Below are 20,827 nucleotides of genomic sequence, written 5' to 3'. Positions count from 1 at the left end.
CGCGCCAGGTAAGAGAAGGGCTGGAACCATGGCAGTACCCAAGCGCCGGATGTCGCGGGCCAACACCCGTAGCCGTCGTTCGCAGTGGAAGGCGGACAACGTCGCACTGCAGGAAGAGAAGATCAACGGTGTTTCGCAGCGCATCCCGCGCCGCCTGGTCAAGGCAGCGAAGCTCGGTCTGGTCGATCTCGACCGTCGCTGAGCGCGGCTGACACACAGACTTCAACGGCTGGGGCCGGCGAGAGATCGCCGGCCCCAGCCGTTTCGTCGTGGGGCCTGCGGAGGCTCCGTCTCGTCGGAGGCTACTGCGAGAGGATCTTGTTCACGCCGCGGTTGAGGACGTTGGGAATGAACTTGGCCGCGTTGCCCAGAACCGTGGTCTGCAGCCCCACCGAGTAGCTCGTGCGGCTCAGCACGCGGTCCGCGATGGTCGGATGAACCGATTCCCAGACCTTGTCGGCGACCTGTTCGGGGGTGATGCGGACACCGAGCGTCCTGGTTGATTTCGCATCGTTGTCGGCGAGCGCGGTCTTGGCCCACAGCGGCCAGATGCTCACGACGCGGATGTCGTCGGCCGCCCACTCCAACTCCAGCGCCTCGGTGAGGCCTGCGACGTAGAACTTGGTCGCGCTGTAGGTGGCGATTCCCGGCTGGCCGTAGATCGCGGATGCGGAGGCGATGTTCACCAGATGCGATCCCGGAGTCGCCTTGAGATACCGGTGGGCCGCCTGGGCGCCCAGGGTCACTCCCAGTGCGTCGATGTCGATCTGCGCCTTGATCGCGTCGGTCGAGATCTCGGTGAGGGGGCCCGCCACCAGGATCCCGGCGTTGTTGTCGAGCACGTCGAGGCGGCCGTCGGTGTGCGAGGTGAACTCGGCCAGTGCCGTCGACCACTGCTGCGGGTCGCGGACGTCGAGGTGACCGGTGATGAAGTCGGGGTGCTCCTCGCGGACGGCGGCCAGCGCCTCGTCGCTGACGTCGTAGACGCCGACCGTCCAGCCTTCGAGGGCGAATCGCTCGGCGGTCGCGAGGCCGATGCCCGCGGCACCGCCGGAAATGAAGATCGAAGGCATGACTCTGGATTCTCCCCACTGTGACCTGCGAGGACGCCCCTCGCATTGATATTACTCTCCGGTAGGAACTCTAGACCGTTTACGTCGCAGGACGCGAGTGTTACCGTGACAATGATTGTTGTTACAAGATGCGATGGAACAATGTACCGGAGGTCAACATGACGGCAGCGATCGAACGGGAGAATGCGGGCGACAACCTGATCAGCCTGCAGGACTCGGGTGCCGAGCAGGTGTCCGAACGGTTGCTGCGATCGGCCGCCCGGCTCTCGCGCAATGCGATGACCGAGATCGACTGGTCGTTGCCGATGGATCCCGACAAGTACGGATGCAGCCCGGAGTGGTCGTCGCTGTACGGCACCGACTACTGGGACGAGCTCACCGACGAGCAGCGAGTCGATCTGACGCGTCACGAGTTCGCGTCGATCATGAACATCGGCATCTGGTTCGAGATGATTCTGCAGGAGATGGTTCTGCGCGATCAGTACGTCGGCGACTACCACTCCTCCGAGTTCCAGTTCGCGCTGGTGGAGATCGCCGATGAGTGCCGGCATTCGCTGATGTTCGCCAAGGCGTCGGAGAAGATGGTCGGCACTTCGTATCATCCGCACCCGAAGATCGCCCAGTTGGGCAAGTCTTTCAAGCTCCTTGCGCGCAACGAGGTCGCCTATGCGGGCATTCTCGTCGCCGAGGAGGTTCTCGACGTGTTCCAACGCGGATGCATGCGCGACGAGCGGGTGCTCCCCTTCATCCGGACCGTCAACGAGATCCACGTTCTCGAGGAATCCCGGCACATGAAGTTCGCGCGCGAACAGGTGCGTGAGTCGGTCGACGGGATCGGCTGGGCCCGCAGGCAGTTCAGCGCGCTGTCGGTGGCGGCGGGCGCGTACCTCATCGTGAGCAGTCTGATCCAGCCGAAGGCCTACGCCGATGCGGGACTCGACGTGAAGCGTGCGCTGGCCGAGCGCCGCGACAACGGCCACTTCCACTCGATGATCCGCAGCAGCTGCGGTCACCTCATGGAGTTCCTCGACGAGGTGGGCCTGCTGACCAAGCCGGCCATGCACTACTACCGCAAGGCGCACATGATCTAGCGGCGGATCGATCGCCGGACCCGCTTCCCGACCAGCCCGGACGCGCTCGAAGTAAAGGGGCACTCGTTGTCGTTCGTCATCACCCAGTCCTGCTGCAGCGACGCCGCCTGCGTGTCGGTGTGCCCGGTGAACTGCATCCACCCGACGCCGGAGGAACGGGGTTTCGGCACCTCCGACATCCTGCACATCGACCCCGACGCGTGCATCGACTGCGGAGCATGCGCCGACGCGTGCCCGGTCAATGCGATCTTCCCGGCCGACCGGCTCGGTGAGCGCGACGAGATCTTCGCCGACATCAACGCCGCCTACTATCGCGACAACCCCGATGTCTCGTCCGGCTGGACCGATGTGGTGTACCCGGAGATCCCGCGTTTGCCGCGCGATCTGCGGGTCGCGATCGTCGGCACGGGTCCGTCGGGCGGATACGCCCTGCGGACGGTGCTGAACCGGACGGACGCGCAGGTGACGGTGTTCGACAAGCTGCCCACACCGGGCGGATTGGTCCGCGCGGGCGTCGCGCCCGACCATCCGAGCACCAAGGACGTCATGAAGACCTTCGACATCCTGTACCGGGACCCGCGGGTCACGATGGCCACCAATGTCGAGATCGGCCCCGATGTACGGGCCGGTCAGATCACGCCGGGCGAACTGGCGCACCACTTCGACGCCGTCTTCTACGCGACCGGTGCATCGCAGGCCCGCCGCCTCGGGATCGCCGGCGAGGATCTGCCGGGCAGTACGTCGGCCACCGAACTGGTGGCCTGGTACAACGCCGTGCCCGGCGCTTCGGGTCCGAACATCCCGGTCGGCGGCAGCGGCCGGGCCGTGATCGTCGGGACGGGCAACGTCGCGCTCGACATCGCCCGCATTCTCGTATCGCCGCCGGAGGCACTGGCGGTCACCGACATCGCCGACCGTGCGCTCGACCTCCTGCGCAGGCAGGACATCCATGAGGTGGTCCTGCTCGGCCGGCGAGGTCAGGACGCCGCGGCGTACACCGCGGCCGAGTACCGCGCGCTGTCGGTGCTTCCCGGCGTGGAGGTGGTGGTGCACGACGGCACGGCCTCGCTCGACCCGCTGCCCGACCTGCCGCCCGACCTCTCGGGACCCGCGTCCTCCGACCGCCGCCGGATCGTGTTCCTCTTCAACACGGTCCCCGAGGCCGCACACGGAGACGGCGCGCTGCAGTCGGTCTCGGTGAACACCGGCGGACGCTCGTACCGCATCGCCGCAGATCTGCTGGTCCGATCGATCGGTTACCGGTCCGTACCGGTCGGCGGGCTTCCGTTCGACACCGAAGCGGGCCGGTTCCCGGTGCGCGAGGGCCGAATCGTCGACGCCGAGGGCATACCGATTCCCGGTGCGTACGCCGTCGGCTGGGCCGCCCGCGGATCCACCGGCGGTATCGGCTCCAACAAGTTGCACGCCATCGACACGGTCGAGGCGTTCATCGAGGACGCCGCATCCGGTCTGCGTCGCGCAGGCGGTACCGCCGAGGAGTTCAGTGCACTGTTGCGGCGCAGGCGACGTCAGGCGATCGGCTACCGGGGGATCGCGGCGATCGACCGGCGCGAGCGCGAGCTGGGCGCCCGTCAGGGGCGTCCCCGGGTGAAGTTCACCGAGGTGGCCGACATGCTGGCGGCGGCGGGACGGCGGCGTCGCTGAGCGCGACCGAATCGCGCCGAACGGCGTGTTCGCTCAGTCGAATCTCAGTTGTGGATATAAGACTGTAACCATGCGCATCCTGGTGGTGGACGACGATCGTGCGGTCCGCGAATCGCTCCGACGGTCGCTCAGCTTCAACGGATACTCGGTCGAGACCGCGGGCGACGGGCTGGAGGCGCTGGAGAAGGTGATCGCCGATCGCCCGGACCTGATGATTCTGGACGTGATGATGCCGCGTCTGGACGGTCTCGAGGTGTGCCGGCGACTCCGGTCGGCGGGCGACGACCTGCCGATCCTCGTGCTCACGGCCCGCGATTCGGTCTCGGAGCGGGTCAGCGGGTTGGACGCGGGCGCCGACGACTACCTGCCCAAGCCCTTCGCACTCGAGGAACTGCTGGCCCGGTTGCGGTCGCTGCTGCGCCGCACCACCCGGGACGAGGAGGAGAGCGAGGCGGTCTCCTTCGCCGACCTCACCCTCGACCCCGTGACCCGCGAGGTGACCCGCGGCGAGCGCCAGATCAGCCTCACCCGCACGGAGTTCGCGCTGTTGGAGATGCTGATGAGCAACCCGAAGCGGGTGCTGACCCGCAGTCGCATCCTCGAGGAGGTGTGGGGCTACGACTTCCCGACCTCCGGCAACGCGCTGGAGGTCTACATCGGCTACCTGCGCCGCAAGACCGAGGCCGACGGCGAGCCGCGCCTGATCCACACCGTGCGCGGCGTCGGATACGTTCTGCGCGAGGGCACACCGTAGCCGATGCGTGGTCCGTTCCGCCTGACGCGCGCGGTCTCACTGCGACGCCGCGTCGCGCTCCTGGCCGCCGCGGTGGTCCTGCTGTCGGCGGTGCTGATGGCCGGAGCCGCGTACTTCGTGGTGTCGCGCGCGATGTACAACGACGTCGACACCCAACTCGTCGCCCGTGCCGACGGTCTCACTGCCCTCGCCAAGCTCGGCCGGCTGAGCAACGGTCCCGAGGCGCTGGTGGCGGGCACCGTGTTCTCCACGTCCATCTCGATCGCACTGATCGAGCAGGACGGCCGCGCCATCATGGTCGGCGACGTCCCCTTCGGGGATCCGGAGAAGGATGTGGCGAAGTCGACCAATCCGCCGGGCAAGCTCAATCAGAGTCTGCGAACCACCGCCAACCACCGGGTGCTGGCGCGCAAACTGTCCGACGGCAGCACGCTGGTGTTGGCGCAGTCGCTGGACCGGACGGACGCGGTCCTCGGCCGGCTCGGCTCGGTGCTGTTCATCGTCGGCGGAGCGGGGGTGGCCTTCGCCGCGATCGCCGGAACCGCGGTGGCCCGCACCGGACTGCGCCCGGTCACCCGTCTCACGGCCGCGGCCGAACGCGTCGCACGAACTCAAGACCTCACGCCGATCCCGGTGACCGGCAAGGACGAACTCGCGCGGCTCACCGAGAGTTTCAACACGATGCTGCGCGCGCTCGCCGAGTCGCGCGACAAGCAGGCCCGTCTCGTCGCCGACGCCGGACACGAACTCAAGACTCCGCTCACCTCGCTGCGCACCAACCTCGAACTGCTCATCGCCTCATCGGCACCGGGTGCACCGCCCGTACCCGCGGCCGACATGGTGGAACTGCGCTCGGATGTGATGGCGCAGATCGAGGAACTGTCGACCCTGGTCGGCGATCTCGTCGATCTCGCGCGCGACGACGCGCTGGAGGCCGTGCACCAGGAGGTCGCCCTCGAAGACGTCATCGACGCCGCACTCGAGCGGGTCCGGCGCCGGCGCGCCGACATCGACTTCGACGTGGAAACCGTTCCGTGGTTCGTCTTCGGTGAGGAGCACGGCCTCGCGCGGGCGGTGCTGAACGTGCTCGACAACGCAGCGAAGTGGAGTCCGCCTGGCCGCACCGTGCACGTGCGGCTCCATCAGGTGGGACCGGCCAGTGCCGAGCTGACGGTGGCCGACGCGGGGCCGGGCATCGCCCCGGAGGATCGCGAGATGGTGTTCGAACGGTTCTACCGCGCCGACGCGACTCGATCGATGCCGGGTTCGGGCCTCGGCCTGGCGATCGTGCGGCAGGTTCTCACCCGTCTCGGGGGCTCGGTGGTGGCCGAGGGATCCGACCAGGGAGGTGCGCTGATTCGCATGCGGATACCCGGTCTGCCGCACCATACTGAGCCCGATCCGATCGTCGTGAGACGCTGACGATCGTTCACAGGTACTCGGCAGGAACCTCGCAGTAACTCGGCAACGGGGACTGAGCGGCTTCACAGAATGGTGCAATAGGGTCTAATCCATGACCAACGGCGAACACCCCGGCAACGACGATTGGCGTCAGGTCCCCGGAGATCCGAATCAACCTCCGACCGGCGGACTTCCCACGAATCCCTACGGCAGTGCGGACGCTGGAAACCATTCACCGGGCTCGCCGTCGAACCCGCCCAGCGGTCAGTTCCCGTCGCCGCCTCCGGGAGCGACCGGCCCGCTCGGTCAGTACCCGCGGCCCGATCAGCCGACCGCGCCGTACTACCAGCAGCAGCCGGGCGGAACCGCACCGCTAGGGCAGATGCCGCAGGCGCCCGGATCGTCGGCCGACATTCCGCCGGCACGGTCGAACGGGGGTCGCAAGCTTCTCATCGGCGCCGTGGCCGTCGCGCTCCTCGCGGGCGGCGCGGGAGGAGCGATCGGCGCCTCGGTCGCGGGCGGTTCGAACAAAGACGGATCGTCGACGTCGAACGTCGTCGCCTCCGGACCCACCAACACCGCGCAGCCCAGTGCCGCGCCGGGTTCGGTGCAGGCCACCGCGGCCCAGGTCCTCCCGTCGGTCGTCTCGATCACCGTCGAGGTCGGGAATCAGGTCGGATCGGGCTCGGGCGTCATTCTCAGCGACAACGGCGTGATCCTGACCAACAACCATGTCATCAGCGCCGGCGGCGGTAAGCCCGCGGACAAGATCCTGGTCAGCTTCTACGACGGCAGTCGAGCGATGGCGAAGGTGCTCGGCACCGATCCCACATCCGACATCGCGGTCATCCAGGTCGACAAGACCGGTCTGCGGCCGATCACCATCGGCTCGTCGGCCAACCTCTCGGTGGGCCAGGAGGTGATCGCCGTCGGGTCGCCGCTCGGACTCGAAGGGACGGTCACGACCGGCATCATCAGTTCCCTGAACCGGCCGGTGTCCACCTCCGGCGCCGACGGTTCGGTGGAATCGGTGATGGACGCCATCCAGACCGACGCGGCGATCAACCCGGGCAACTCCGGCGGCGCACTCGTCAACGCCAACGGTGCGTTGATCGGCATCAACACCGCCATCGCGACCGTGAACGGCGGCACCGAGCAGCAGTCCGGCAGCATCGGCCTGGGTTTCGCGATTCCCGTGGACCAGGCGATGCGGATCGCGAACGCGCTGCGCTCGGGCGGCCGTGTCCAGCAAGCGAGCCTCGGCGTCAACGTCCGGCCCAGCAGCGACGTGACGCAGCCGGGCGCCCAGGTGGTGAATGTGGTCGGCGGCGGTGCCGCCGATCAGGCGGGAATCCCGAAGGGCGCGGTCATCACGCAGGTCGAAGACCGCAAGATCGCTTCGTCGGACGCGCTCGTCGCCGCTATCCGTTCCTATGCTCCGGGGGATACCGTGAAGATCACGTACGTCGTCAACGGGCAGACCAAGACCGTCGACGTGAAGCTGGGCGCCAGCTGATCGGCACCGGGCGCCCGGAGGACAAGCCACACACGAGCGCCGCGACGGCGGTGCACTCGAGGAAGGTCGAATCATGATTGACGCCGCAGAAGCCGAAGCCGAAGCCGTGGTCCAGGGCATCGTGACGCCGCGGGCCCTGGTGGTGGTGATCGACGACCGCGCCGTCGGCGGGGAGGATCACGATCTGCTGGGGCCGCTGGTGGTGGAACTGCTCGAGGAGGCGGACTTCCACGTCGACGCGACCACCACGGTCTCCGGCGACGAGGTGGAGATCCGGAACGCGATCAACACCGCCGTGATCGGCGGCGTCGATCTCGTCGTCTCGGTCGGCGGTGTCGGGGTGGGGCCGCGGGACGTGACGCCCGAGGCGGCCGAGCCCCTGCTCGATCGTCGGCTGGCCGGCATCGAGGAGGCCATTCGCAGTTCGGGACTGTCCGCGGGCGCTACCGACGCGGGGCTCTCGCGCGGACTCGCCGGCATCTCGGGGCAGACGGTCGTGGTCAATCTCGCCGACTCCCGCGCGGCCGTCCGTGACGGCATGGCGACGCTGATCCCGTTGGCGCATCACGTCATCGCCGCGATCAGTGAGTTCTGAGACGTCTTCGGCCGACCGGTCGGAGGAGGAGGCGTGGCGTCGCAAGCGGCGCCTCGACGCCGTCTTCGGCGATGAATTGCCCGAGGTCAGGACCGACCCGGGCGAAGACGCGCATTCCGGGCGTGGTCGTCGTTGGTACGACGAGAACCGGCCCCCACACCATAACTAGCGGGTAAGTGACCCTTCTCACGTGAAATCCGGCAATCCTCTCCGGCGCCGAGCGGCGACTGTGCGGCTGGGTTAATCTAAGCCGCGGCTGAGAATCCATTATCTGCCGCACAGTCTTAAGCCGACCGTGGTGTCGGTCACGTTGAAGGGTGATACGTGTGAAGTTCAGTGGTGTCGGTAAGCGCCGCGCTGCAGCCCTGGCTGCAGTCGCGCTCACCGCAGTAACCGGAGCAGTAGTCGGAGCAGGTCAGGCTGACGCAGGTCGTCTGCCGGGTGGCCGCACCAAGGCTGTCGGTGTCGACGGCCAGGTGGTGGAGATCTCGCGCAGCGGCGAGAGCAGCCGGATCATGCCGTCGTTGGCCGCCAACGGTGCGGGCCGCGCGGCCGCCGTGTCGGGAACCTACAAGACGACCTTGAGCAAGGGCACCGGTGTCATGACCGTCGGTTACCTGGTCGGTTGCCAGGTGAACCTGACGGGCTTCACCGGCACGCTCAGCGGATCGTTCGACCTGTCGGGAGGCGTGTCCGGTAGCGGTTCGCTGTCCGTGCCGCTGGCTCCGGGCCAGGTCGTGTACGCCAAGACGGACAAGATCAGCCTCAAGAAGAGCAAGGGCACGATCATGGTCGACAGCTTCTCGATCGACGTGCAGCAGTGCGGCGGGTACGCCTCGGCGCGCTCGGTGGTCCAGGTGGTCGCGGCCGACGGCTACGACGCCGAGGAGAAGTCCCTGTCCGGCAACAGCGGTTACGTGCAGGCCAACCTGCTCGGCACCCCGTTCAGCCTCGGCTGACCCGAGATCACAGACTCACGAGGTAGAAGAATGAACAAGCGCGTAGTCCGCGGTCTCACCGCGTCCGCAGCACTCGCCGGCGCCGTCGCCGCCGGCGCCACGCTCGCCGCTCCGGCCAATGCCGTCGCACTGCCGAGCGTCTCGAAGACCAAGTCGCTGCCCGAGGGCAGCGTCACCATCAAGCTGTACGGCGAGTCGGCCAGGATCGGCCGCGCCGTCACCAGCACCCCGCTTTCCCGAGAGGTCTTCGTCTCCGGCAAGGTCAGCGTCAAGACCACCGGCGGCGTCAAGGGCGGCAGTGTCAATGCCGGCTACATCGTCGGTTGCCAGGTCAACTTCGGTGCCGACATGGGCGCCACCGGCAAGATCACCGGCAGCATCCCGGATCAGACGGTCACGCTAGACCCGAAGGCATTCGGGGGCACGGGCGGCATCAAGCTGTCCCCGGGCAAGGCTGTCTACACGCCGGTCATCCATTCCGTGGTCGACGACTACGAGACCAACGCGTTCACCTTCAAGAACGCTCAGGGCGGCGTCGCCTACAGCAACGAGCGCTTCGGCGTCGACGGCTGCGCGGGCTACGCCCAGGCGCGTGCCAAGGTGACCGTCCGCGTCTCCACCGACACTTACGTCGGCAACGTGACGCTCTACGGCAAGCCGTTCAGCATCGGCTGACCGAGCACCAGGCGAAAAGGGCCGCGACCTCCGAGGAGGTCGCGGCCCTTTCCTGTGCCGGTGGCTTTCGAGCCGGGCGCCGGTCAGCGGCGGTAGTCGTCCAGCAGGCCGACCAGTTCGGCGAAGAGTTGCTGGTTGAGTCGGAAGGCCACCCGGACCTCGTCGACGATGCGCTCGCGGTCGGCGGCGCTGAGCGAATCGCCGATCGCGTCGAGCTTGGCCCGGTACGCGTCCTTGTAGGGCTTGTTCGCGGTGGCGAGCTCGAAGGAGTACATCGAGACGCCCTCGCCGCCGAGCTCGAACTCCCGGTCCAGGAGGCGGCCGATGGCCTGGCCGCCGGACAGGTCGCCGAGGTAGCGCGTGTAGTGGTGAGCCACCAGATGGCCACCCCGCGACGCGGATTCGGTGATGCGCGCGGCATAGGCGTCGGCGGCCGGAGAGTCGACCGGCTCGGGAACGATGCCCCCGCGCGCGCTCCAGTGAGCCAGATCGGCGTCGATCGTCGCGACCCGCTCCAGCGCCGGGTCGTGGACCAGTGACACCTGGGGGTCGTCGGCGAGGGCACGCGATGCGCGCTCGAGCGCGTCGTACACGATGCGCAGGCGCTGCAGGTAAGCGATGTACCCAGCCTCGTTGATCCGGCCGGCCAGCAGCTCAGAGATGAACTCGGAGTTCTCGGCCTGCTCGTGCTCGGAGGACGATCCCTGCTTCATCTGCTCCGACAAGCGGAGGTCTGCCGCGAGGTCGGGAGATGCGGTGGTCGGCATAACGTCCCCTTCAGAGATCGAGTTAAAGGCAAGGCTAAGGTAACAATTTCGCGTCGTACACGCGAGTCGGAGTGCCCGAAAACGACGCACGGCACCCGCCCCGCGGCGGGTGCCGTGCGTCTCGTCGAGAATTCGGTCTCGTCGATGAGTCAGCGTGAGTGACGCGGCGCGTCACCGGGATTCTGACCCGGAGGCGGCGGGTACTGGCCCGGAGCGTACTGACCCGGGGGCAGATTGCCCGGAGGCGGGTACTCGCCCGGCGCCGGATTCGGGGTCGGAAAGCCTCCGGTCGGCGGGCCGGACGGCGGCGTGAAACCCTGGTGCCCCGGCTGCTGCTCGTGCTGCGGGTGGGCCTGCGGCGGAGCCTGCTGCGCCTGAGGCGGGATGTTCATGGTCTGCGTCCGATCGCCGTAGCCGGGTGACGGGGGAGGCGCCATCGGCGCAGGCGGCGTCGGTGCCGGCTCGCGGTTCGCGCGATCGGCGGCAGCCATCTCCGCCTCCTTCGCGGCCTTCTCGGCTTCGTCGCGCTCCTTGGCGTCGGGGTCGAGGGCATTGCGGATCTGCGTCAGCAGGACGATCTCGGGATCCGGATCCTCCTCCTTGTCCTGGAGCTTCCGGAGTTCCTGCAGCTTGTTGTACGGAACGACGATCAGGAAGTAGACCACCGCGGCGACGATGATGAAGTTGATGACCGCGGAGATGACGGCACCGAAGTCGAGGAAGGTCGCGGGGTCGTCGGACTTGATCGAGAATCCGAACCCGCAGATCTGGGCGGGGCCACTGGCGGCGCCGTCCGCGGTGGGGCAGTCGCCGCTGGGAATCGTGGCGAGGAGGGGATTGATGATCTTCTCGGTGAATGCGGTGACAATCGCCGTGAACGCCGCACCGATGATCACCGCTGTGGCCAGTTCGACCACATTGCCCCGCATTATGAAGTCTTTGAAACCTTTGAGCACGCGCGTCCCCTCTGATCTTGGTGCTATTGCTGGTTGCTGAGTCTAAACCACATATAAAGGTTTCGTGCGGTGGAACAGGACCGTTCGGCTGTCATTCAGTGGAGTATGACGGCCAAGGCCATGTCTAATCCGGTCGATGCCACTCGGCGGGCCGCCTGCTCGTTCATCGCCAGAAGAATCGGCGTCGCCGCCGAGTTCATCGGTTTGCCCGACGGATTCGACGGTTCGCCGGCGACTATCGCGCCTCGGGCCAGAACGGTGGCCTCCGAATCGAGGACGTCCACCACGTCGCCCTGGCGGACCAGGGCGACGACCGACTCGTCGGCGGGGCGGATCGGCACCAGCCGCGCTCCCGGATCGCCGGTCAGTGCGGTGGGCAGCCGCGACGTGAGCAGCCGTGTCTCGGTGATCATCTCGCCGCGGCGCACCGGTCCGGTCAGCTTGCGGCCGATCGCGGAGCCGGTATCGGTGAGCGCACCGGGAGGGGACAGGTCGGCCGGTACGGCACGCGCGGCGAGATCCGCGGCGGTGAGGAGAGTGCCCGGTCGAAGATCGGTCGCAGCCGTCAGTACGATCGGCGAACCGACGTGCCGCCGCGATACGGCGAATGCGCCGAGCGCGGCGATGACGAGAAGTGCCGCAGCGATTCGTCGAATCCGAATTGACCGAAATCGTCCAGTACCGAGAATGGCCTGCACCCGCGACAACGCGCTCGGTGAGAGATGGCCGGGGCGATGCGAAATCCTCATACCGCAACAGTCCGCTGGGTGGCGCCGCCGGTCGTGGGCAATTCGCCGATTGTGGATGCGCACGCTCGCTCGACAACGATTTCCACAGATTCGGTGTCTGCAAAGATGTGTACATGAGCGATCACGAGGTCTACGGCCCATCGACGACCGACTCGGGGACCGATCAGGGATCGTCGCGGCGACAGGCGTGGAAGGGCTGGATCAGCGGTGACATCCAGGGCGGCGCGGTTCTTCTGGTCGCCGCACTGCTCGGCTTCGCCCTCGCGAACTCGCCGTGGCGCGAGGGGTATCACTCGATGCTGGAAACCGTGGTGGGGCCGGCGTCGCTCCATCTCGACCTGTCGCTGGCCGAGTGGGCGGCCGACGGTCTGCTCGCGATCTTCTTCTTCGTCGTCGGGCTCGAACTCAAGCACGAATTCGTCGCAGGCAGTCTGCGTGACCCGCGCCGCGCCGGTGTGCCCGTGGCGGCGGCGGTGGGCGGGATGGTGGTTCCCGCACTCATCTATGTGGCGATCGTCGCCACCAACGATCCCGAGGCGCTGCGCGGGTGGGCGACGCCGACCGCTACCGACATCGCCTTCGCGCTGGCGGTGTTCGCGATCTTCGGCGCAGGACTGCCCAGCGCGCTGCGCGTCTTCCTGATGACACTCGCGGTGGTCGACGACCTGCTCGGAATCATCGTGATCGCCACGGTCTACACCGAGACCATCGACTTCGTGATGCTCGCGATCGGGCTGGTCTGCGTCGTGGCCTTCGGGTTCGCGGTGAGATTGCGTCGCACGCACTGGTGGATTCTGGCGCCGCTGGGGCTGGCCGCGTGGGGATTCGTCCACGCGTCCGGTGTCCATTCCACCGTGGCCGGCGTCCTCCTCGGTTTCGCGGTCCCCGCCGCTCTGGTATTCGACGAGCGTCACCCGCGCACCGAATCGTTCGCGGAGACCGTGGCGCCGATCTCGGCGGGCATCGCCCTGCCGTTGTTCGCGTTCGCCTCTGCGGGTGTGACGGTCATCGGGGTGGGGCACATCGTGCAGCCGGTGAGCATCGGCGTGTTCTGCGGTCTCGTGGTCGGCAAAGTGCTCGGAGTGGTGGTCACCACCTTCCTGGTGACACGGCTGACGCCGCTGCGTCTCGCGGAGGGCATCTCTGTGCGCAGCCTCGTGCCCGTGGGACTGCTGACAGGTATCGGCTTCACAGTCGCACTGCTGATCGCCGAACTGTCGTTCTCCGACGCCACCGGTCTCCCCGCGGATCACCAACCCGCGGCGAAGGTGGGGATCCTGCTCGGTTCGCTGGTCGCGGCCGTCCTCGGCGGTGCGTTGCTCCGGTGGGACGTGCGGCATGCGCGCGTGAACGGCGAGGCCGCCGTCGAGCTGGACGACTAGGCCGAAAGCACTCGATCCGCACCGTCGCTGGCACTCGGAATGATTGAGTGCCAGATTCGGTTTACACTAGACAACGAGTTCTCGACCTTCGGAGGTTTCCGTGCCCACCTACAGCTACGCGTGCACTGAGTGCGACAACAAGTTCGACATCCAGCAGGCGTTCTCTGACGACTCGCTGACCGAGTGCCCGCAGTGCAGCGGCCGCTTGCGCAAGCTCTTCAATTCGGTCGGCATCGTCTTCAAGGGCAGCGGTTTCTACCGCACCGACTCTCGCTCGGGCGGATCGGTGGCAGCCAATTCCTCCTCCAGCGACTCCGGCTCGACCTCGTCGTCGTCCGACTCGTCGACGAGCGGTTCGGCCTCCGGGACGAGCGCCGCGGCGGCACCGGCGGCAGCCTCCGCCTGACACGGGCTCGCGCGGGTCGCTCCGCGCAAATGTCCGATCAGCCCGGTGACACGCGGCTGAATCCGCCGCCCGGGGTCAGCACCCAGTCCATCGGGACGTCGTTGGCCTCGTGCGGGACGCCGTCGTCGAACAACTCGGCATCGTGCACCACGGCCACCACCGGCGCCTCCACGGCGGCGAGGGTGCGGTCGTAATAGCCGGCACCCCGGCCGAGCCGCGCGCCGGTGCGGTCGGCGGCCACCGCCGGGACCAGGATGAGGGCGGCGTCGTGCAGCACATCCGGATCGAGCCGGTAGCCCTGAGGTTCGAGCAGGCGCCACCGGCCCTGAGTCAGTGAGCTCTCGCCGCGGTACTCGCCCCACTGCAGTCGTGCCGGATCGCCCTCGGGGACGATCGGAAGCAGCACCCGCAGCCCCTGATCGAGCAGCGCGTCGAGCATCGCCGTCCCGCCGGGTTCGGCGCGGGTGGCGACGTATGCTGCGACCGTGTCGCCCGCGGCGAGTTCGACGGGCAACCGATACATCCATTCGGCGAGTTCCGCATTGCACTGGGCGAGAACGAAGGGCGACATCCGGGACCTGGCATCGAGGACGCGGCGCCGCATGTCGGACTTTTCGGTGCTCATGGCTCCCTTTCAGAGACTCACGTCCGATCCTGCCAGAAACGGCCATTACGCTGAGGCACATGTCCGACACCTCCGCTCGACCGTCAGGCCGGCGCGCCGTGATGCATGCGCCGCCCATCCCGTACACCGCCGTCGTTCCCGCGGCCGGTCTCGGCACCAGGTTTCTGCCGGCCACCAAGACGGTGCCGAAGGAACTGCTGCCCATCGTCGACACCCCCGGCATCGAGTTGGTGGCCGAAGAGGCGAAGTCGGCGGGTGCCGAGCGGCTGCTGATCGTCACCTCGCCGGGTAAAGACGGTGTGGTCGCGCACTTCGTCGAAGACCTGGTCCTCGAGGGCCGCCTCGCCAAGCGCGGCAAGGAGGCGATGCTCGCCAAGGTGCGGAACGCCCCGTCGCTGCTGGAGGTGGACTCGGTGGTGCAGGACCGCCCGCTCGGCCTCGGCCACGCCGTCGGCTGCGTGGAACCGGAACTGGCTGACGACGAGGATGCGATCGCGGTGCTGCTGCCCGACGATCTGGTGCTGCCCGGCGGAGTCCTCGGCCGGATGGCGGCCGCACACGCTCGGTACGGCGGCAGCGTCCTGTGCGCGATCGAGGTGCCCGGGGAGAAGATCAGCGCGTACGGCGTATTCGGCGTCGAGGAGGTCGCCGACGATCCGGAGGTCAAGCGGGTGCGCGGCATGGTCGAGAAGCCGCCCGCAGCGGAAGCTCCCTCGAATCTGGCGGCGGCGGGCCGGTACATCCTCGACCGCAAGATCTTCGACGCGTTGCGCACCATCGAGCCGGGCGCGGGCGGCGAACTCCAGCTGACGGATGCGATCGCGTTGTTGATCGAGTGGGGCGAGCCCGTCCATGTCGTGGTCCACGAGGGCAGCCGGCACGATCTCGGGAATCCCGGCGGATACCTGAAGGCCGCCGTCGACTTCGCTCTCGACCGTGACGACTACGGTCCGGAGCTGCGGGAATGGCTGGTTCGACGGCTCGCCGACGACTGACCGATCTCGCTGTGTTCAGCGCGCCTGCGGGCTCTGCGCGGAGCGGGCCGTTAGCCTCGAACTGCGCGTTGCCCGGTCGTGCGAGCGGTCGGCGCGCACCGATCTGAGACCACTCGGGGGACGTGAGGAGAACTATGCGCTCGGTCGAGGACCATTTGAGCCTCGTGACGGCTTCGGTGGTCGCACCGCGACCGGTGCAGGTGGCCATCTCCGAGGCCGAGGGCCTGCTGTGCGCGGAGGAGGTCGTCACCTCCGACCCGCTGCCCGGTTTCGATCAAGCCGCCGTCGACGGTTACGCGGTGCGCGCGGTGGATGTGGCGCCGGCCGGCGCTCCCGCCCCCGACGATGTGACCGAGCTGAACGCGGACGGGATCGAGGTGGAGGAACTCGACGACAGCGGCCGGCTCGTGGTGCATCTCCCGGTGGTCGGAGACGTGACCGCGGGTTCGCGCACCCCGACCCGGCTGCAGCCGGGACAGGCGGTCCGGGTCGAGACCGGAGCGCCGATGCCCACGCTGGCCGACGCGGTCGTGCCGGTCAGATGGACCGACGGGGGCGAATCGCGGGTGATGGTCGGGCACGCCGTCGACAGCGGCGACTACGTCCGGCGCACCGGCGACGACGTCCGTCCCGGTGACGTCGCGGTCAGCGCGGGCGCGGTGATCGGCCCCGCGCAGGTCGGTCTGCTGGCCGCGGTCGGACGGTCGCGGGTCCTGGTGCATCCGCGACCGCGGGTCTCGGTGATCGCCGTCGGCAACGAACTGGTCGACATCGATCGGAAACCCGGTGCCGGGCAGGTCTTCGACATCAACAGCTATTCCCTCGCGGCCGCCGCGCGCGACGCCGGCGCCGACGTGCACCGCGTCGGGATCGCCGAGCGCGACCCCGCCCGCCTGCGCGAAGCCGTGGAGGCCCAGCTGATCCGGTCGGAGATCGTGGTGATCTGCGGATCGATCGGCGGGGCCGCGTCGCGCGCCGTGGGCGAGGCGCTCGCCGATCTCGGCGACCTCGAGATCGGGCGTGTGGCAATGCATCCGGGATCGGTGCAGGGCTTCGGACGGCTCGGGCGGGACGAGATCCCCACCTTCCTGCTGCCCGCCAACCCGGTCAGCGCGCTCGTCACCTTCGAAGTGATGGTCCGGCCCCTCATCCGCATCGCCCTCGGCAAACGGCAGCCGATGCGGCGCATGGTGACGGCACGGACGATCGGCCCGATTCTGTCGGTGGAGGGCCGGCGCGGATTCCTGCGCGGCCAGCTGATGCGCGACGAGCGGTCCGGGGAGTATCTCGTCCAGGTGATCGGCGAGTCGGAGAGCGGCGCCTCCCATCTGCTGGCGGAGTTGGCCGAGGCCAACTGCCTGATCGTGGTGGACGAGGACGTCGAAGAACTGCGGACCGGTGATCACGTCGATGTCATGTTCTTGGCGCAGCGCGGATAGCGGGCCGGGCCGCCTGACTACAATCGCCCTGTGCTGAGGTGGTTGGTCGATTCGCCGCGGAGCCCGGGTTGGCCGGCGGAGCTGGGACCCGTCCGGGTCAAGTCCGGTGTGGTTCGCGTGCGCCCGATCCGGATGCGTGATGCGGGCGAGTGGAGTCGACTGCGGATCAAGAACCAGAACGACTTGCTTCCGTGGGAACCGACCGGCCAGGGGCCGTGGGACGCGCGCCACCAGCCGTCGTCCTGGGCGCCGCTGTTCTCGCTCCTGAAGTCCGAGGCCAAGCGCGGAACGGTGCTGCCCTTCGTGATCGAGGTGGACGGACGGTACGCCGGGCAGCTGACCATCGGCAACGTTCAGCGCGGGGCGGTGCGCAGCGCGTGGATCGGGTACTGGGTCGATTCCGACGTGGCGGGCGGTGGCGTGGCCTCGGCCGCCGTGGCGCTGGGTGTCGATCACGCCTTCGGGCCGGTCGGACTGCACCGGCTGGAAGCCACCGTGCAGCCGGAGAACGCGGCGTCGCAGGCGGTGCTGACCAAGATCGGCTTCCGTCGCGAGGGATTGTTGAAGCGGTACATGGATGTGAACGCGCGGTGGCGCGACCATCTGCTGTTCGGGCTCACCGTCGACGAGGTGTCGGGGAGCGCGGTCGACACACTGATCCGCGCCGGTCGCGCCCACGCCGTCTGAGGTGCTGATCGTTCGCTGAGAAATGGAAGTTCCCCGGCGCGCCTGAGCCGCACGCCGTCGGACGGTTCCTACCCTGTGGAGTGGATACTCGTCGCTCGACCCGGAAAGGAGCTGCCGGTCATGCCGACTTCTGTGCTGTGGGTGACCCTGATCGCAGTTTGGCTGTTCGTGCTGGTCCCCATGGTGCTGCGCGGTCGGCCTCAGGCCCGCAAGACAACCGAAGCGGCTGCGAACACCCGCCTGGTGCACCGTGGCGGCTCGAGTCGGCGGACGTCGAGCAGGACCGCGGCTCGGGCGCGCGCCGCCCAGCGCGCCGCCGCGAAGGCCGCCGAACAGGCGAAGGCCGCGCAGCGCAAGGCCGACGTCACGGCCGTTTCCGCGACGCAAGCGGCGGACGAAGCGGATGCGGCAGTCGACGATCGGGATGACGACGTCGACCGTCTGGAGGCCGATTCGGGGGTCATCGAGACCGTCGACGCGGAGCTCGTCGACGAAGCCGAAGACCAGACACCGGCGGAGACCGAGGACGACGATGTGGTCGATGTCGAACTCGACGACGCCGACCTGGATGGACTGGACGACGCCGAGATGGTCGACGCCGAAGAGTCTGCCGAGGAGCCTGAGGCGGAGTCTGAGGCGGGGCCGGATGTGGACGTCCTGTCGGCGGTCGAGATGACCGACCAGATCCCGGTGGTTGTAGCGGACGTGGTCGACCTCGACGAGGCACAGGCCGCGCGTGACGCGGATCAGATCCCGGTGGACGAGGCATACGACGAGGCGAACGACGGCGAGGTGTTCGAGGAAGACCAGTACGAGGAGCACGCCGAGGACGACCAGGACGCGTACGAGTACGACGAGTACGACACCGAGGACGACGAGAGCGAGTACGCGCAGGACGAGTACGCGCAGGACGATGACGACGATGCAGCGGCGGCGGGCGAGTTCGGCTCCGTCCTGGACGACGACGCGGGGTCTGCTCCGACGGCGCGCGAACTCCGCGGTCGCGGCGGGCGCGGACCGGACCATGTGGCCGAACGTGAGCGGATGCAGTACCGCGAACGGCAGCGGATGGTCCTCATCCTGGCAGTGCTCACGATCGGATCTATCGTCGGCGCATTCGTCTTCCGGCCGTGGGGGATCATCGCCGCGGTCGCGATGGTCGCGGTGTTCTCGCTGTACCTGGTGTTCCTGCGCAGAACAGTGCGTGAGGAGCACGCGCGAGCTGCTCAGCGCGCGGCTCGCCGCCGACGTCAGCGGTTGGAGGACGAGCGGCTGCAGTCTCGTCGAGCCGAACCCACCTACATGGAGCCGCCCGCACGCCTCCGCCGGCCCGGCGGAGCGATCGTCCTCGAGATCGACGACGAGGACCCGGCCTTCGACCATCTCCCGACTTACGACTTCGCCTACCAGTCCGAGTACGACGACAGCGCCGACGATGATCACGACAGCCTGCAGTTCCGTCGAACGGCTGTGTAACGCTGCCGTGCGGCATGATTCGCCCTAGGCTGGAGACATGAGCGACGACGACCAGTGGTACTTCGATCTCTCCACGGGCAACGTGACGCAGGGCAAGATCGGCAACGTATTCAATCGGATGGGACCCTATCCGGATGAGGCGACGGCGCGTCGTGCGCTGGAGATCGCCGCCGCGCGCAACGCGGCGGCCGATTCTCAGGACGACGAGGAGTCGTAGGCGTCTTCCGCGAGATGCACGCTGTCAGGGCTGCTCGCCGGTGCTGATCGTGTCGGGGTGGGCGACTACCCATTCCCTGCACAGTTTGGCAGCGCGGCGAAGTGCGATGAGTTCACCGAGATAGCTCGCGGCGCCGCCGACGAACGGGATCCAGCCCAGCCAGCTCAACAGGCGTGGAGAGCCCGGTCGATCGCCGAGCGACCGGGACAGGTCGTGAAGGGTGCGGCCAACGCTCCACAGCCGGGACACGAACGCCTTCTCTCGGCGGGTCGAACCGTCGTCGAAGGGTTCGGCGTCGGCAGGGGATTCGAGTCGGACATCGAGGTTCCGGCCGAACAGGATCGATGCGAGCATCGTGACCGCGGCGTCGCGTGACACCACGCCGTACTCACGGCTCACCGCACGCAGCACCAGCGCCTGGCTGGCGAATCCCAGGTAATCGGACATCGGCAGCTTCTTGGTCCAGGGACCGAAGATGCTGGGGAACGCGACGCCGCCGGTCGTCACCAGACCGATGCGGGAGACCCACCAGTCGGCGTGGTCGCGCAGTGGCAGGTCGTCCCATCCGGCGGTACCCGGCCAGTCGAGGACGTTGAGAACGCCGGACGCTGCGACGGCACTGCGGTCGAGGCAGTTCCGCGGATTCTGGAAGGCGTGCGTCCGAGGCTTCAGGTCCAGCGGATCGGCGGTGATGAGCACGTCGAGCATCGGGTCGATCGTCGCGATCGCGCGGTCGAGGACCGTCGCGACCTCTGTATCACTGAGCGCCATGCCGCTGAGCTTATCGTCGTGGGCCGGGGCGTGCAGGTCCCGTCATGGCGACGGGACCTGCGGACAACCCGGGCGACTAGCTGCTCGGCTGGCTCTCCTCGGTGGGAACGCTGTAGGTGCAGTTCGCGGTGGCCGCCGGACCCTTGCTGGTCTGGGTGTTCTTCACCTGGCCGTTCACCAGGATCTCGCAGGTGATCGTCTGGCTCGCGTCGGCCTCGAAGTCGTTCGTGGCGGTGAGGCTGGCGATCTTGCCGAACCCCTGCAGGGTCACGTCCTTGGTCCAGGGCAGCTGCGCTGCGGTGTCCTGGGCCATGTTGAAGTCCTTGTCGCTGTAGGTCACCGACGCGGTACCCCCGCCGGTGACCCGGTAGGTGACGGTGGCGGTGCTGTTCGCGGCCTTGTCGATCTCATTCGCGACGCCGCCGACCATTGCTGAGCAGCCCGCGATCACGGCGATGAACAGCACCACCAGTCCGCCGACGATCCACGGCCACTTCTTTCGCTTCTTCGCCGGCGGCTGCGGGGCGTACGGGTACGGCTGACCGTACGGATTCGGCTGCTGACCGTACGGATTCGGCTGCTGAGGCTGCGACTCGGGGTTTGTCATCTCGGACTCCTGTGAAAGGTG

23 protein-coding genes are annotated in these 20,827 nt (G+C 67.9%); 16 read left to right on the top strand and 7 right to left on the bottom strand.

The features are described from left to right. The first annotated feature begins 28 nt into the window (after window positions 1–28). Window positions 29–202: a 50S ribosomal protein L32 gene (gene rpmF, locus Y710_RS13195; RefSeq protein ID WP_006894691.1), complete on the top strand. Its 174-nt coding sequence runs from the start codon at window positions 29–31 to the stop codon at window positions 200–202. A 100-nt stretch (window positions 203–302) separates the two neighbouring features. Here rpmF and Y710_RS13190 read toward each other — a convergent pair whose 3' ends face one another. Continuing rightward, complete coding sequence (locus Y710_RS13190; RefSeq protein ID WP_006894692.1) at window positions 303–1,073, bottom strand: SDR family oxidoreductase; 771 nt, start codon at window positions 1,071–1,073, stop codon at window positions 303–305. Window positions 1,074–1,231: 158 nt separating this feature from the next. On the opposite strand from Y710_RS13190, the gene Y710_RS13185 reads away from it, so the two are divergent. The 8 genes from Y710_RS13185 to Y710_RS13150 all read left to right on the top strand — a co-directional run bounded on the left by Y710_RS13185 (window position 1,232) and on the right by Y710_RS13150 (window position 9,729). Continuing rightward, window positions 1,232–2,164: an AurF N-oxygenase family protein gene (locus Y710_RS13185; protein WP_062367674.1), complete on the top strand. Its 933-nt coding sequence runs from the start codon at window positions 1,232–1,234 to the stop codon at window positions 2,162–2,164. 66 nt (window positions 2,165–2,230) lie between these two features. Continuing rightward, on the top strand, window positions 2,231–3,829 hold the full coding sequence (locus Y710_RS13180) for an FAD-dependent oxidoreductase (RefSeq protein WP_062367643.1): 1,599 nt from the start codon (window positions 2,231–2,233) through the stop codon (window positions 3,827–3,829). Between the two features lie 70 nt (window positions 3,830–3,899). Next, window positions 3,900–4,583: a response regulator transcription factor gene (locus Y710_RS13175; protein ID WP_006894695.1), complete on the top strand. Its 684-nt coding sequence runs from the start codon at window positions 3,900–3,902 to the stop codon at window positions 4,581–4,583. Window positions 4,584–4,586: 3 nt separating this feature from the next. After that, complete coding sequence (locus Y710_RS13170) at window positions 4,587–6,005, top strand: HAMP domain-containing sensor histidine kinase (RefSeq protein ID WP_045538918.1); 1,419 nt, start codon at window positions 4,587–4,589, stop codon at window positions 6,003–6,005. Window positions 6,006–6,096: 91 nt separating this feature from the next. Continuing rightward, window positions 6,097–7,500, top strand: coding sequence for a trypsin-like peptidase domain-containing protein (locus Y710_RS13165; RefSeq protein WP_045538916.1), 1,404 nt, complete (start codon window positions 6,097–6,099; stop codon window positions 7,498–7,500). A gap of 73 nt (window positions 7,501–7,573) precedes the next feature. Beyond that, the gene (locus tag Y710_RS13160) at window positions 7,574–8,095 is read left to right on the top strand and encodes a MogA/MoaB family molybdenum cofactor biosynthesis protein (RefSeq protein ID WP_006894701.1); all 522 of its coding nucleotides are present in this window, start codon (window positions 7,574–7,576) and stop codon (window positions 8,093–8,095) included. Between the two features lie 326 nt (window positions 8,096–8,421). Next, window positions 8,422–9,054 carry an MspA family porin gene (locus Y710_RS13155; protein WP_045538914.1) on the top strand — a complete coding sequence of 211 codons (633 nt, stop codon included), beginning with the start codon at window positions 8,422–8,424 and terminating at the stop codon, window positions 9,052–9,054. Between the two features lie 30 nt (window positions 9,055–9,084). Further along, complete coding sequence (locus tag Y710_RS13150; protein WP_045538912.1) at window positions 9,085–9,729, top strand: MspA family porin; 645 nt, start codon at window positions 9,085–9,087, stop codon at window positions 9,727–9,729. 83 nt (window positions 9,730–9,812) lie between these two features. Here Y710_RS13150 and Y710_RS13145 read toward each other — a convergent pair whose 3' ends face one another. The 3 genes from Y710_RS13145 to Y710_RS13135 all read right to left on the bottom strand — a co-directional run bounded on the left by Y710_RS13145 (window position 9,813) and on the right by Y710_RS13135 (window position 12,201). Beyond that, window positions 9,813–10,496 (bottom strand): biliverdin-producing heme oxygenase, encoded by a 684-nt coding sequence (locus Y710_RS13145; RefSeq protein ID WP_045538910.1) that lies wholly within the window; start codon window positions 10,494–10,496, stop codon window positions 9,813–9,815. Between the two features lie 149 nt (window positions 10,497–10,645). After that, window positions 10,646–11,452 (bottom strand): large conductance mechanosensitive channel protein MscL, encoded by an 807-nt coding sequence (gene mscL / locus Y710_RS13140; protein WP_045538908.1) that lies wholly within the window; start codon window positions 11,450–11,452, stop codon window positions 10,646–10,648. Window positions 11,453–11,547: 95 nt separating this feature from the next. Next, window positions 11,548–12,201 (bottom strand): SAF domain-containing protein, encoded by a 654-nt coding sequence (locus Y710_RS13135; protein WP_062367642.1) that lies wholly within the window; start codon window positions 12,199–12,201, stop codon window positions 11,548–11,550. Window positions 12,202–12,314: 113 nt separating this feature from the next. Between Y710_RS13135 and nhaA the strand changes: the two genes are divergently transcribed. Together nhaA and Y710_RS13125 are read left to right on the top strand one after the other, a co-directional pair. Beyond that, window positions 12,315–13,583, top strand: a complete 1,269-nt coding sequence (gene nhaA, locus Y710_RS13130; protein ID WP_062367673.1) for a Na+/H+ antiporter NhaA — start codon at window positions 12,315–12,317, stop codon at window positions 13,581–13,583. A 100-nt stretch (window positions 13,584–13,683) separates the two neighbouring features. After that, window positions 13,684–13,989, top strand: a complete 306-nt coding sequence (locus Y710_RS13125; RefSeq protein WP_006894708.1) for an FmdB family zinc ribbon protein — start codon at window positions 13,684–13,686, stop codon at window positions 13,987–13,989. 37 nt (window positions 13,990–14,026) lie between these two features. Here the strand turns inward: Y710_RS13125 and Y710_RS13120 are convergent, their stop codons facing one another. Beyond that, window positions 14,027–14,614, bottom strand: a complete 588-nt coding sequence (locus Y710_RS13120; RefSeq protein WP_006894709.1) for a 5-formyltetrahydrofolate cyclo-ligase — start codon at window positions 14,612–14,614, stop codon at window positions 14,027–14,029. A gap of 59 nt (window positions 14,615–14,673) precedes the next feature. On the opposite strand from Y710_RS13120, the gene Y710_RS13115 reads away from it, so the two are divergent. The 5 genes from Y710_RS13115 to Y710_RS13095 all read left to right on the top strand — a co-directional run bounded on the left by Y710_RS13115 (window position 14,674) and on the right by Y710_RS13095 (window position 19,428). Beyond that, complete coding sequence (locus Y710_RS13115; protein ID WP_062367641.1) at window positions 14,674–15,609, top strand: UTP--glucose-1-phosphate uridylyltransferase; 936 nt, start codon at window positions 14,674–14,676, stop codon at window positions 15,607–15,609. 134 nt (window positions 15,610–15,743) lie between these two features. Next, window positions 15,744–17,048 (top strand): molybdotransferase-like divisome protein Glp, encoded by a 1,305-nt coding sequence (glp, locus tag Y710_RS13110; RefSeq protein WP_062367640.1) that lies wholly within the window; start codon window positions 15,744–15,746, stop codon window positions 17,046–17,048. A gap of 30 nt (window positions 17,049–17,078) precedes the next feature. Next, window positions 17,079–17,735, top strand: coding sequence for a GNAT family N-acetyltransferase (locus Y710_RS13105; protein WP_039866720.1), 657 nt, complete (start codon window positions 17,079–17,081; stop codon window positions 17,733–17,735). Window positions 17,736–17,855: 120 nt separating this feature from the next. Continuing rightward, complete coding sequence (gene glpR, locus Y710_RS13100; protein WP_062367672.1) at window positions 17,856–19,211, top strand: gephyrin-like molybdotransferase receptor GlpR; 1,356 nt, start codon at window positions 17,856–17,858, stop codon at window positions 19,209–19,211. A gap of 37 nt (window positions 19,212–19,248) precedes the next feature. Next, complete coding sequence (locus tag Y710_RS13095) at window positions 19,249–19,428, top strand: hypothetical protein (RefSeq protein WP_006894714.1); 180 nt, start codon at window positions 19,249–19,251, stop codon at window positions 19,426–19,428. A 24-nt stretch (window positions 19,429–19,452) separates the two neighbouring features. On the opposite strand, the gene Y710_RS13090 is transcribed toward Y710_RS13095, so the two are convergent. Together Y710_RS13090 and Y710_RS13085 are read right to left on the bottom strand one after the other, a co-directional pair. Next, window positions 19,453–20,199: a hypothetical protein gene (locus Y710_RS13090; RefSeq protein WP_006894715.1), complete on the bottom strand. Its 747-nt coding sequence runs from the start codon at window positions 20,197–20,199 to the stop codon at window positions 19,453–19,455. Between the two features lie 76 nt (window positions 20,200–20,275). Beyond that, the gene (locus tag Y710_RS13085) at window positions 20,276–20,806 is read right to left on the bottom strand and encodes an MmpS family transport accessory protein (protein ID WP_006894716.1); all 531 of its coding nucleotides are present in this window, start codon (window positions 20,804–20,806) and stop codon (window positions 20,276–20,278) included. Window positions 20,807–20,827: the final 21 nt, after the last annotated feature.

Source organism: Gordonia sp. QH-12, from assembly GCF_001578675.1.
Taxonomy (GTDB): Bacteria; Actinomycetota; Actinomycetes; order Mycobacteriales; family Mycobacteriaceae; genus Gordonia; species Gordonia sihwensis.
The sequence above is the reverse complement of the archived record's forward strand: the minus strand, read 5'-3'. Positions and strand labels throughout refer to the sequence as shown.